10 protein-coding genes are annotated in these 12,130 nt (G+C 71.1%); 8 read left to right on the forward strand and 2 right to left on the reverse strand.

Features of this window, described 5'->3' with window-relative positions; genetic code table 11:
* Window positions 1–13: 13 nt before the first annotated feature.
* Window positions 14–1,240, reverse strand: coding sequence for an epoxide hydrolase family protein (locus tag FNH08_RS03550; RefSeq protein WP_152769757.1), 1,227 nt, complete (start codon window positions 1,238–1,240; stop codon window positions 14–16).
* 125 nt (window positions 1,241–1,365) lie between these two features.
* On the opposite strand from FNH08_RS03550, the gene FNH08_RS03555 reads away from it, so the two are divergent.
* From FNH08_RS03555 to FNH08_RS03590, 8 genes are all read left to right on the forward strand, one after another.
* On the forward strand, window positions 1,366–1,848 hold the full coding sequence (locus tag FNH08_RS03555; RefSeq protein WP_152769758.1) for a VOC family protein: 483 nt from the start codon (window positions 1,366–1,368) through the stop codon (window positions 1,846–1,848).
* Window positions 1,849–2,079: 231 nt separating this feature from the next.
* Entirely contained in the window at window positions 2,080–3,051 is a 972-nt protein-coding gene (locus tag FNH08_RS03560) for a TerC family protein (RefSeq protein ID WP_322723594.1), read from the forward strand.
* Between the two features lie 222 nt (window positions 3,052–3,273).
* Window positions 3,274–4,857: an ABC transporter substrate-binding protein gene (locus tag FNH08_RS03565; RefSeq protein ID WP_152769760.1), complete on the forward strand. Its 1,584-nt coding sequence runs from the start codon at window positions 3,274–3,276 to the stop codon at window positions 4,855–4,857.
* A 2-nt stretch (window positions 4,858–4,859) separates the two neighbouring features.
* The gene (locus FNH08_RS03570; RefSeq protein WP_152769761.1) at window positions 4,860–5,816 is read left to right on the forward strand and encodes an ABC transporter permease; all 957 of its coding nucleotides are present in this window, start codon (window positions 4,860–4,862) and stop codon (window positions 5,814–5,816) included.
* Window positions 5,813–6,709: an ABC transporter permease gene (locus FNH08_RS03575; RefSeq protein WP_152769762.1), complete on the forward strand. Its 897-nt coding sequence runs from the start codon at window positions 5,813–5,815 to the stop codon at window positions 6,707–6,709. Before FNH08_RS03570 ends, FNH08_RS03575 begins: the two co-directional genes overlap by 4 nt.
* Complete coding sequence (locus tag FNH08_RS03580; RefSeq protein ID WP_152769763.1) at window positions 6,709–8,457, forward strand: dipeptide ABC transporter ATP-binding protein; 1,749 nt, start codon at window positions 6,709–6,711, stop codon at window positions 8,455–8,457. The genes FNH08_RS03575 and FNH08_RS03580 overlap by 1 nt, the downstream gene beginning before the upstream one ends.
* Complete coding sequence (locus FNH08_RS03585; RefSeq protein ID WP_322723596.1) at window positions 8,454–10,472, forward strand: CocE/NonD family hydrolase; 2,019 nt, start codon at window positions 8,454–8,456, stop codon at window positions 10,470–10,472. The genes FNH08_RS03580 and FNH08_RS03585 overlap by 4 nt, the downstream gene beginning before the upstream one ends.
* A complete protein-coding gene (locus FNH08_RS03590) occupies window positions 10,469–11,107 on the forward strand; it encodes a TetR/AcrR family transcriptional regulator (protein ID WP_152769764.1) in 639 nt (212 codons plus the stop codon). The genes FNH08_RS03585 and FNH08_RS03590 overlap by 4 nt, the downstream gene beginning before the upstream one ends.
* Here the strand turns inward: FNH08_RS03590 and FNH08_RS03595 are convergent.
* Entirely contained in the window at window positions 11,100–12,023 is a 924-nt protein-coding gene (locus tag FNH08_RS03595) for an SGNH/GDSL hydrolase family protein (protein ID WP_152769765.1), read from the reverse strand. The two genes, FNH08_RS03590 and FNH08_RS03595, sit on opposite strands and share 8 nt — an antisense overlap.
* Window positions 12,024–12,130: the final 107 nt, after the last annotated feature.

Raw genomic sequence — 12,130 nt, forward strand, 5'->3', positions numbered from 1 at the left:
ACGGGGGCGGCGGTTACCGCACCGCCTCCCGCAGTTGCCGGAAGAACGCCCGCACATCGCCCACCAGCAGGTCCGGCTCCTCCAGCGCCGCGAAGTGGCCTCCCCGGTCGAACTCCGTCCATCGCACGATGGTGTTCGTACGGTCCGCGATGTGCCTCAGCGGTATGAAGTTCTCCTCCGGGAGGACGGCCAGTGCCGTCGGGGTCGTGGAGGGGTCCGGCGGGGCGCCCCAGCCGTCGGCGTGGGCGCGCTCGTAGTAGATGCGCGCCGAGGAGCCCGCGGTGCCGGTCAGCCAGTACAGCATCACGTTGGTCAGCAGCAGATCGCGGTCCACGGCCTCCTCGGGACGGTCCCCGGAGTCGGTCCATTCCGCGAACTTCTCGGCGATCCAGGCGAGTTGCCCGACCGGCGAATCGGTCAGCGCGTACGCCAACGTCTGCGGGCGGGTGGACTGCACGACGCCGTACCCCTGCCTCTCGCGCACCCACTCCTCGGTGCGCGCCCACGAGGCCAGCGTGCGCTCGCGCTCCTTGGGGCTCAGCCCCGCCAGTTCCTCCTCTGTGGGCGGTGCCACCGCGGCGGAGTCCGGGAGCAGGTTGAGGTGGACGCCGATGACGTGGCCGGGACGGATGCGGCCCAACTCCCGGGAGATCGCCGCGCCCCAGTCCCCGCCCTGTGCGCCGTACCGCCGGTAGCCGAGCCGCTCCATCAGCTCGGCCCACGCGGCCGCGACGCGGCGGAACTCCCAGCCGGGCTCCCGCGTCGGCCCGGACAGGCCGAACCCCGGGATGCTGGGGATCACCAGGTGGAACGCGTCCTCGGGATCGCCGCCGTGCGCCCGTGGGTCGGTCAACGGCCCGACCATGTCCGTGAACTCGACGATCGAGCCCGGCCAGCCGTGGGTGATCACCAGCGGTGTCGCGTCGGGCTCCGGTGACCGGATGTGCGCGAAGTGCACGGTCGCGCCGTCGATCTCCGTGGTGAACTGCGGCCACGTGTTCAGCCGTGCTTCCGCGGCCCGCCAGTCGTAGTCGTGCCGCCAGTACCGTACGAGCTCCCGCAGATGATCCAGGGGAACGCCGTACGACCAGCCCACGCCGGGAAGTTCGTCCGGCCAGCGCGTCAGGTCGAGCCGGGCGTGCAGATCGTCGAGGTCGGTCCCGGGGATGTCGAGGCGGAACGGGCGGATGGCGTCGGCGCCGTCCAGGTCGTTCGTGCCCTCTGCGTTCGAAGAGATCATGTGCGGCGATGTTAGTTCCGTGAGGTGGTCCGGCCTACGGAAAATCGTGCCCGCGCCACCGATGAGTTCGTGGACGAGGATCGGTCGATACAGGTGACGACACTCTCGCGCCCGAGGAGGCATCCATGCCCGCGAACGGATTCACCACCTGTCTGTGGTTCGACGGCCAGGCCGAGGAGGCGGCACACTTCTACGTCTCGGTCTTCAAGAACTCCAGCATCGGCCGGATCGCCCGCTACACCGAAGGCGGGATGGGCACCGCCGGATCCGTGATGACCGTGGAGTTCGTGGCGAACGGCCAGCAGTTCGTCGCGCTGAACGGCGGTCCGGAGTTCAGGTTCACCGAGGCGATCTCCTTCCAGATCCTCTGCGAGGACCAGGCCGAGGTCGACCACTACTGGAACAAGCTGACCGACGGGGGCGGTGAGGGCGGCCCCTGCGGCTGGCTCAAGGACAAGTACGGCGTGTCCTGGCAGGTCGTCCCCAGCAGGCTCATCGACATGGTCACCGATCCGGACCCGGAGAGGGCGGCTCGCGCCACCAAGGTCATGCTCACGATGGGCAAGCTCGACCTCCCCACCCTGGAGAAGGCGTACGCGGGCGAGTAGAAGTGCCCCGCGGCGGCACTCTGGTGCGGTCGGTCGCCCTCTCGTACGGACACCGTGCGGCGGGGCGACCGACGCGTGTCCGCCGGCCGGCCCGTCCGCGATGCGGATTCCCGATATCACTTCGTGACAGGTCGTATGCCAGGACGGGATGTGTTGTTTACCTTTTCCGGGTGGAAGTGATCCCGGGCGGCGGTAAGGCTGACAGCTCCCCCACAGGCCCCCGGAGGATCAGTGAACGTCTCCCTTACCGGCTGGGTGCTGACCATCGCAGTGCTCTGCGTGCTCATCGCCGTCGACTTCTTCATCGGTCGCAAACCCCATGACGTGTCGATCAAGGAGGCCGGCATCTGGTCGGCCGTCTGGATCGCCCTCGCCATCGCGTTCGGACTGGGCGTACTGGCCTTCGCCGGCGGCAAGCCCGCGGGTGAGTTCTTCGCCGGATTCATCACGGAAAAGTCGCTGAGCGTCGACAACCTGTTCGTCTTCGTGCTGATCATGGCGAAGTTCGCGGTGCCCTCGCAGTACCAGCAGCGTGTGCTGATGATCGGCGTCCTCATGGCGCTGGTGCTGCGCGCGGGGTTCATCGCGGCCGGCGCGGCGATCATCTCCACGTTCTCCTGGGTCTTCTACATCTTCGGCGCCTTCCTCGTCTGGACCGCCTGGAAGCTCGTCCAGGACGCCCGCAAGGGGAGCCACGACGAGGAGTACGAGGAGAACAAGCTGCTCAAGGCGGTCGAGAAGCGCTTCGGAGTGGCCGACCAGTACCACGGCACCAAGCTGTGGATCGAGGAGAACGGCAAGCGGGTCATGACCCCGATGCTGGTCGTCATGCTGGCGATCGGCTCCACGGACGTGCTGTTCGCGCTCGACTCCATCCCCGCGATCTACGGCCTGACCCAGGACCCGTACATCGTGTTCACCGCCAACGCCTTCGCCCTGATGGGCCTGCGCCAGCTGTACTTCCTCATCGGCGGCCTGCTGAAGAAGCTGGTCCACCTCTCCTACGGACTGTCGATCATCCTCGGCTTCATCGGCGTCAAGCTGGTGCTCCACGCCCTGCACGAGTCCGGCGTCCACGTCCCCGAGATCAGCATTCCCTTCTCACTCGGCTTCATCGTCCTGGTCCTCGCGGTGACGACCGCGACCAGCCTGTGGGCGACGAAGAAGCAGACGCAGGAGCCCCGGTCGGACCTCGTCGGCTGAGCCACCGCCGCCAGATCGATCACCGCACGCCCCGGCCGCTCCGGTCGGGGCGTGCGGCGTGCTGTGCGGGGTTGTGCCCCGCGGGCACTGTCCGTGACGCCCGTGTGTCCCACGGTGGATTTCCCGGTACCGGGGGTTGGCGTGAAACCGACCCCCCGTTATCGTTCACGGACTTCACTCAATCGTTCCGCTGAACGAATAGCGGGGAGGGGCGGTCGGTTCATGTCCGACATCCACCACCCGGGACGGCGGTCGGTCCTTGCCGCGGGCGCCGCCGGTGCCGCGTCACTCGGCGCCTCCTGGCTGCTCACCGGCTGCACGGGCGCCGCGTCCGCCCCCGTGCTGCCAGTCGCCGCACAGCAGGGCGCCCCCGACCGGGGTGGCACCCTTCGCATCGCCCGGCCTCCCGCCTCCGACGCCGAGACGCTGGATCCGGCCAGCGCGCTGTCGGCGTACGAATACCTGGGCGCCCTCTACAACCGGCTCGTCCGTGTAGACAAGGACGGCACCCTCGTGCCCGACCTCGCCGAGTCCTGGGAGCCCGACGGCAAGGCCCGCACCTGGACCTTCCGGCTCCGCAAAGGCGTCACCTTCCACGACGGGCGGGACTTCACAGCGGCCGACGCCGTCTACACCCTGCGCCACATCCTCGACAAGAAGACCGCATCCCCGCAGGCAGCCGTCCTCGCCCCGCTCATCGACCCGGACCGGCTGCGCACCCCGGACGACCACACCCTCGTCGTCCCGCTCAGGACTCCCCACGCCGAGTTCCCGACTCTCCTGACGCACTACAACTGCTACGTCGTCCCCGACGGCAGCGCCCGCTCGATCGGACGGACGGGCATCGGCACCGGCCCCTTCAAGCTGGAGTCCTTCGCACCCGCCGGGCCCGGCCGCGTCACCGCGTTCGCGGACCACTGGCAGGGCCGCCCCGTCCTCGACGCCATCACCTTCTACACGGTCGCTGACATGTCGGCCCGCTCGAACGCCCTGCTCGCCGGGCAGGTCGACCTGCTCTCCCAGACCAACCTGGACTTCGCCACCGCCCGCGTGATCGCCGCCTCCGACCGCGCCACCATCGCCCGCGTCGAGAACGGCCAGTGGTACGTGCTGCCGATGCTCACCACCGAGAAGCCCTTCACCGACGTCCGCGTACGGCAGGCGATGAAGCTCGCCTACGACCCCGAGCACGTGGTCAAGGTCGCTCTGCAAGGTGCGGGCACCGCCGGCTGGGACAACCCCGTGCCGCCGAGCGACCCCGCCCACATCTCCGCACACCCGGAGCACGACCCGGAGAAGGCGCGGTACCTGCTGAAGAAGGCCGGGTACGAAGGGCTCGCCGTCGACCTCTACACGTCCTCCTACGACCCGGTGTTCACGCCGATGGCGCTCGCCTACCAGGACTCCGCCCGGCGCGCCGGCATCCGCGTCCGGGTCAAGACGGCCGCCGCGGACTCGTACTACACGCAGATCTGGATGAAGAAACCGCTGATGGCCACCTACTGGTACACCGGCCGACCCGTCGACCAGCTCTTCACCCAGGTCTTCCGCAGCGGCTCCTCGTACAACGAGACCGCCTGGTCCGACAAGGACTTCGACGCCCTCCTCGACCGCGCCCGGCGCGAGACCGACGACACACGGCGGCGCGAACTTTACGGCGAGGCACAGACCTTCGTCATCGACAAGGGCGGGGCGATCACCCCGATGTTCGCCGACCGGCTCGTCGGGATCTCCCGGAAGGTACGCGGATACGCCGAGCACGGCTTCGAGTTCGACTACCTCGGCATCGGCCTGAAGGGAGCCTGAGCATGCTGTCCTTCCTCGCCCGCCGCATCGCCGCCGCGCTGGGCACCCTGCTGCTCGCCTCCGTCCTGGTCTTCCTCGCCGTCCAGGCCCTGCCCGGCGACGTCGCCACCCAGGTCCTCGGCAAGGACGCCACCCCGGACGCCGTCGCCGCCCTGCGTGGGCAACTCGGCCTCGACCGACCCGCCTGGGAGCGGTACACCGACTGGGTGGGCGGCGCCCTCCACGGCGACTTCGGCACCTCACTCGTCACCGGCAAGGCGGTCGGCGGCGAGGTGTCCGCGTACCTCGGCAACTCCGCGCTCATCGCCGGAATCACCATCCTCTTCGCCGTCACCGGCTCGATCGTCCTCGGCGTCCTCGCGGGCCTGTACCGCGACCGCTGGCCGGACCACCTGATCTCCACCGTCAGCCTCGTCGGCATGAGCGTCCCCGAGTTCGTCGTCGCCACGGTGCTGGTGCTCTGCTTCTCCATCGCGCTGCCGTGGTTCCCGGCCGTCGTCCTGTACGGTCCGGACGCGTCGGTCGGCCAGCTCCTGCCCGCCGTGTGGCTGCCCGCCCTGGCCCTCGCCGTCGTCATGGCCGCGTACATCGTGCGGATGGCCCGCACCTCCGTCATCGACGTGATGGCGAGCGAGTACGTCACCACGGCCCGCCTCAAGGGCCTGTCGACCTGGCGGGTCGTCACCCGGCACGCCCTGCCCGGCGCGCTCCTGCCCACCCTGCACGTCATCGCGCTCAACGTGGCGTGGCTCGCGGGCGGCGTCGCCGTCGTCGAGAACGTCTTCAACTACCCGGGCATCGGCAAACTGATGCTCTCCTCGGTGCAGAACCGCGACCTGCCCGTCATCCAGGCCATCGCCCTCGTCAGCTCCGTCGTGTACGTCGCCTGCAACCTCGCCGCCGACCTCGCGACCATGGCCCTCAACCCCAAGCTCCGTACGCGCGGGAGGACTCGATGACCACCCTCGACACCGCACCGGTCGCCGCGACGGCCCCCGCTCCCACCCGTGCCGTGGTGCGCGTCTGGCGGACCCTCCGCTCGTCGCGCGCCGCCGTCATCGGACTGTCCGTCGTCACCGTCCACGTGCTGATCGCGCTCCTCGCCCCGCTCCTCACCTCGTACGACCCCATCGCCAACAACGCCGACGAGGCACTCCTCGGGCCGAGCGGGGCGCACTGGGCGGGCACGGACCAGTACGGCCGCGACGTCCTCGCCCGTGTGCTGTACGGCGGCCGGTACGCGCTCGGTGTCTCCGTCACCGCGACCCTGATCACCGTCGCGCTCGGCACAGTGATCGGCTGCGCGGCAGCCCTGCGCGGAGGCTGGTTCGACGACGTGCTGGGCCGGATCCTGGACGCGGTGCTGTCCGTGCCCGCGGTCCTGTCCCTGCTCGTCGTCGTGACCGCGCTGGGCACCGGACCCTCGGTCATCGTCCTCGCGATCGCCGTGGTGTTCGTCCCCCAGGTCGTACGGGTTGTACGAGGCGCCGCCCTGGCCGTCGTCCCGCAGGACTACGTGACGGCGGCGCGGGCGCGCGGCGAGGGGACCTGGGCGATCCTGCGCCGCGAGATCCTGCCGAACATCACCGACGTGGTGTGCGTGGAGTTCGCCATGCGGGCCTCCTGGGTCGTGCTGCTGATCTCGTCACTGTCCTTCCTCGGCTTCGGCGCCGACCCGCCCACCCCCGACTGGGGACTGATGGTCGCCGAGAACCGCACCGCCATCACCGTCGTCCCGATGGCGAGCCTCGCACCGATCATCGCCCTCGCCACGCTCGTGATCGGGCTCAACCTCGCGGCCGACGGCCTGTCCAAGGCCTGGGGCGTGGACCGGATCAGGGAGGGGTCCTGATGGGTGCCAGTGGTACGGCGTCCAGCGGCGCCACTCCGATCGTTTCCGTGAACTCCCTTTCCGTGGCCTACCGTTCGGGCGGCCGGGACGTGCCGGTCGTGCGCGAGGTGTCGCTGGAGGTCGCCCCCGGCCGGACCGTGGCCCTCGTCGGCGAGTCCGGCAGCGGCAAGTCGACCGTCGCGGCCACCCTGCTGGGGCACCTGCGGCACGGATCCCGGATCACCGGCGGCTCGGTGCACATCAAGGGCAGCGACGTCTTCGCCCTGTCCCCACGGGAGCTGAGGCGGCTGCGCGGCGGAACCGTCGCCATGGTCGCCCAGAACGCCGGGCACGCCCTCACCCCGTCCATGCGGATCGGACGGCAGATCGCGGAGGCGGGTGGCGACATCCCCGTCGTCGACCTACTGGACCAGGTACGCCTCCCGCGCCCGGCCGAACTCGCCCGCCGCTACCCGCACGAGCTCTCCGGCGGCCAGCAGCAACGCGTCGCCATCGCCATGGCCATCGCGGCCCGCCCCGACGTCCTCGTCCTCGACGAGCCGACGACCGGCCTCGACGTCGTCACCCAGCGCGGCGTCCTCGACCTGATCGCGGGCCTGCGCGACGAACTCGGCCTCGCCGCCGTCCTGGTGAGCCACGACCTCGGCGTCGTCGCGCACCTGGCCGACGACGTCACCGTGCTGCGCTCCGGCCGGGTCGTGGAGTCGTCGTCCACCCGCACGCTCTTCGCCACGCCCCAGGACCCGTACACCAGGAAGCTGTTGGCGAGCGTCCCGCGTCTTGACGACGCCGGGCTCGCGCTCGTCGGCGAGGCGGGGGAGCGGGAGGTGCGCCCCAAGGCCCAGGTACCGGTGGAGGCGACGGTGGCCGTGTCCGCCCGGGAGGTGACCGTCGACTACGGCTCGACGCGTGCCGTGCACGGCGTCTCCTTCGACGTCCGCCGGGGCGAAGTCCTCGCTCTCGTCGGCGAGTCGGGCAGCGGCAAGTCCACGCTCGCCTGGACGCTGGCGGGCCTGCGCACCCCCTCCGGCGGCACCCTGACCCACGAGTCCGGCGACCTGGCACGCCCCGCCGAGCGGCGGCCCCTGTCCCTGCGGCGCAGAGTCCAGCTCGTCTTCCAGAACGCCGACACCTCCCTCAACCCGCGCCGCTCCGTGGGCGACGCGGTCCGCCGCCCCCTGCGGTTCTTCGGTTCGGCGACCAGCCAGGCCGACGCCGCCGTACGAGCCCGCGAACTCATCTCCGACGTACGCCTGGACCCGGCACTCGCCGACCGGCTGCCCGCCCAGCTCTCCGGCGGCCAGCGCCAGCGCATCGGCATAGCCCGGGCACTGGCGGGCGAACCGGACGTGCTGATCGCCGACGAGATCACCACCGCCCTCGACGTCTCCGTGCAGGCGGAGGTGCTGCGCCTCCTCGACGACCTGCGGCGCGAACGCCGCCTGGCCTGTCTGTTCATCAGCCATGACCTGGCCGTCGTCCGGGGCATCGCCGACCGCGTGGCCGTCCTGCGGCACGGTGTGGTCGTCGAGGAGGGCCCGACCGAGGCGGTGTTCGCCTCGCCCGGACACCCCTACACCCGGCAGTTGATGGCGGCCGCCCTCGAACCCGACCCGGACGCGGAGCCGTTGGCCGAGGACACCGCGGAGTGGGTCGACACGGCCGAACCCGACGACCTGTGGACCGACCACGGCGACGGCCACCGCGTCCGCCGCTGGAGCACCTCCGTCACGGAAGGAAACGCGTGAAGTACCGCGAGCGGTTCGACCGCCGGGTCGTCCGCGAGGACGTCTGGATCCCCACCCAGGACGGCAGGACCCGCCTGCACGCCCGCGTCTGGCGGCCCGCCGACGCGGAGGCGTCTCCCGTGCCCGCGCTCCTGGAGTACCTGCCGTACCGCAAGAGCGACTGGACCGCGCCCCGCGACGCCCAGCGCCACCCCTGGTACGCCGGACACGGCTACGCCTCCGTGCGCGTCGACATCCGCGGACACGGCGACAGCGAGGGAACCCCCGGCGACGAGTACGACGCGCAGGAGCTCGCGGACGGCGTCGACGTCGTCAACTGGCTCGCCGTACAACCCTGGTGCACCGGCAAGGTCGGCATGTTCGGCATCTCCTGGGGCGGCTTCAACTCCCTCCAGATCGCCGCCCTCGCCCCCGAACCGCTGAAGGCGGTCGTCACCGTCTGCTCCACCGACGACCGCTACGACAACGACGTCCACTACACCGGCGGCGCCGTCCTCGGCATCGACATGCTCGCCTGGGCGGGCACCATGCTGGCCTTCGCCTCCCGGCCGCCGGACCCGGCGAACGTCGGCGCCGACCGCTGGCTGCCCATGTGGCGCGAGCGCCTCGCCGCCCTCGAACCCTTCCTGCACACCTGGCTCGACCACCAGCAGCGCGATGCCTACTGGCGGCACGGCAGCGTCTGCGAGGACTACGGCGCCGTCGACGCGGCCGTCCTCGCGGTGGGCGGCTGGAACGACCCGTACCGGGACACCGTGCTCCGGCTCGTCGAGCACCTGCCTGGCGACCGCGTCCGCGGACTGATCGGCCCGTGGTCGCACCAGTACCCGGACCGCGGCCTGCCGCCCGGCCCCGTGATCGGCTTCCTCCAGGAGACCCTCCGCTGGTGGGACCAGCACCTGAAGGACCAGGACACCGGGATCATGGACGAGCCGCTGCTGCGGGCCTGGCTCACCGAGTCGGTACCGCCCGCCACGTCGTACGACGTCCTGCCCGGCCGCTGGGTGGCCGAACGCCACTGGCCCTCCCCGACGGTCACCTGGGACGAACGCGTCCTGGCCCAGGACCCCACACCCGTTCTCGTACGCTCCCCCCAGCACACCGGCCTCGACTCCGGCCGCTTCTTCCCGTTCGGCAACGCGAGCGACCTGCCGCCCGACCAGCGTGAGGAGGACGGCCGGTCGGTCTGCTTCGACACGGCGCCTCTCACGGAGCGGGTGGAGATCCTCGGCCGCCCGCGCCTGAGGCTCCGCCTCGACAGCACCACACCGCGCGCCCACGTCATCGTCCGACTCTGCGACGTCGCACCCGACGGATCCTCCACCCTCGTCACCCGAGGCGTCCTCAACCTGCTCAGCAGGCACGGACGCGACCGGAGCGTGGAGTGGCGGCCGGGGACGTACGAGACGGTCGAGTTCGAGCTGAACGGCACCGGGTACGCCTTCCCGCCCGGCCACCGCGTCCGGGTCGCCGTGTCCGACGCCTACTGGCCGTGGGTGTGGCCGCACGGCGAACGCGGCGCGCTCAGCGTGGTCCCCGCCGACAGCGCCGTACTCCTGCCCGTGCGGGAGACCACCGACGGGCAGCCGATCCGCTTCGAGGACCCCGAGCAGGCGCCGCCGCTACCCGTGACGTACGACCGGCCCGCCGACCCGCGCCCCGAGCGGCTCGTGACGCACGATGTCGCCACGGGGGAGTGGCGGCTGGAGGTCGACCCCAACTACGGGGGGTCGCGCACGTACCCGGACGGTCTGCGCTACGAGGAGAGCGCGTCGGAGACGTACACGATCCGCTCCGACGACCCGCTGTCCGCCTCGGCCGTCTCCACGTGGACGATCCGGCTGCGGCGCGGTGAGGACCATGGAACCGCGTGGGACGCCGAGATCGTCACCAGGACGGAGCTGCGGGCCACGCGCGCGGACTTCATCATGGACAGCCGCATCGAAGCACGGTCGAACGGAGAGACAGTGGCCAAGCGCCAGTGGCACCGCACCACCCCGAGGACGTCCGGATGACGGCCGCCCGGCCCCCTCGCCGCGCGGTCGCCGCCGCCGAACGGACCCGCCAGCCCACCGAGGTGCGCCGCCGCCTCATCGTCGAGGCGGCCGTGCCGCTGATCGCCGAGCGCGGCTACGCGTCGGTGGGGGTCCGGGACGTCGCAGCCGCGGCCGGCGTGTCGGTGGGCACCGTCACGTACCACTTCGGCAGCGTCCAGGAGGTCCTCACCGAGGCGATGGTGCTGCACATCGAGCGGTACTACGCCGCGCTCAGCGAGGCCGCCGAGCGGGCCGGCGACGCGGCCGAGGCGCTGCGGCTGCTGGTCGACGCGCTGTTCACCGAGGACACCGACCGGCACTGGCGCATGTGGTTCGACTACTGGAACGCGGGAGACCAGGACCCGGACCAGGGCTTCACCCGCGGACAGGCCCAGCGGTACGGGACCTGGCACCAACAGATCAGGTCGCTCGCCCAATGGGGCGTGGACGAGGGCGAGTTCACCTGTGACGACCTCGACGGGTTCACCGTCCGGTTCGCCGCTCTCGCCGACGGCCTGGCCCTTCAGCGCCTGCGCCAGTCGCCGCCCCTCACCACGCAGGACGCCCGCCGGCACCTCAACCGCCTCATCGAGACGGAACTCCGGCTCATGTGACGTGCTCGCCGACCGTACGCGAGATCTCCCGGGCGATGCGCAGGATGCCGGGGGAGCGGACCGGGCACGGCTTCGGCTTCGACGTCGTGGGTGCCAGACAGAAGTGCAGGTAGTCGTCGTCGCGGTGCAGGGCGGTGCGGCCCTGACCCGGCTCCGTACAGTACGCGGAGTGCTCCCGCTCGTACGCGGTGCAGGGCAGGTACCGCGCCCACGTGTAGCGGGCCGAGGCCGGGCTCACCACCCTGCCCGCGTCGGCCACGAGGTCGCCCGAGGCGTCCGCCCGCTTCTCGTAGAGGGCGTTGACGCGCCGCACCCGGTCAGGGGTGATCGGGTCGGGCCCCTGCAGCACCCAGACGATCGTCGGCCGTCGCGCTCCGCCCGCGTCCGCGATCTGCTCCGTCAGCCGCCCGGCGTCCTCGGCGTACCGGGAGAAGTACCTGCCCTCGGCCTTGTTGTACGTGATGCCGTCCATGCAGGGCGTGTAGCCCCAGGCGTTGCCCCAGAACTGCAACACCACGAAGTCCGGGCGGAGCCGGCGGACGAGGGCCGCGGCCTTGTCCTGCGGGGGCACCAGCGACCTGTCGTCGGTGCCCTCCAGGTAGTCGCACAGCGTGGTGCCCGAGTAGGGAGCGCTGGTGTAGCGGGCGTCGAGGTCGCCGCGAAGCCGCTGTCCGAGCACCTTCTGGTTCTCCATGGCGAGGGAGTCGCCGAGGTAGAGCACGACGGGCGCCTTCCGCGGAGTACCCGGTGCGGCCGACTCCGTCGGGGCGGTCGGGGAGGCCGCGGCCCGCTGGCGCGTGGTCGTCGGTCTCGGCTCGCCGGGTGTCGGTGCCGTCTCGGGCCCGGACGTCGGATCCCCGCAGGCGCCCAGCAGCACTCCGGCGAGTAACACCGCCACGATCCACGGCTTCCGCATACGGCAACTCCCGCTCCGGCGACCGAAACGGCTCCCCAGGCAAGCACAGGAGGGCCAAAGGGGGAAGAGTGCGGGATGTGGTTCCGAGCCAGATGCAACATTTGTGA

The organism is Streptomyces spongiae, assembly GCF_009377185.1.
Classification (GTDB): Bacteria; Actinomycetota; Actinomycetes; order Streptomycetales; family Streptomycetaceae; genus Streptomyces; species Streptomyces spongiae.